This window comes from Megasphaera sp. MJR8396C, from assembly GCF_001546855.1.
GTDB lineage: Bacteria > Bacillota > Negativicutes > Veillonellales > Megasphaeraceae > Megasphaera.
In genome coordinates, this window is record NZ_KQ958161.1 from 64,569 (window position 1) to 64,944 (window position 376).

The following is a 376-nucleotide window of genomic DNA, read 5'->3' on the forward strand; positions in this document are numbered from 1 at the left end:
CGATACGACGAACTGGGCCCCTTCGAGGATGGCAATACGAGCCGTGACGGCATCAAGGACCGTACCGGCACCGATGACGACATCGGGGTTATCGGCGTATTTCTTAGCCAGTTCGCGAATGGCTTCGTGAGCCCGCGGCGTCGTAAAGGCTAATTCAATGGCCGTAACACCACCTTTAATGCAGGCTTCCGACATAGCAACGGCGTCTTCCGGATTATTGCCGCGAATGACGGCGACAACCCCGATTTCTTTAATTTTATGGACGACTTCGATTTTATCCATCTGTATAAACTCCTTTCACACACGCTGTAAACGATTACGAATGGCTGGACTGGAAGGCTTCCAATTTTTCTCTCGTCGGCAGACCTTCATTGTC

The 376-nt window shown here is 51.3% G+C and carries 1 pseudogene; it reads right to left on the reverse strand.

Annotation, left to right across the window (positions count from 1 at the left end):
- Positions 1 to 282, reverse strand: a pseudogene (locus HMPREF3201_RS03540) (bifunctional 2-keto-4-hydroxyglutarate aldolase/2-keto-3-deoxy-6-phosphogluconate aldolase); the annotation flags it as partial.
- Between the last annotated feature and the right edge of the window lie 94 nt (positions 283 to 376).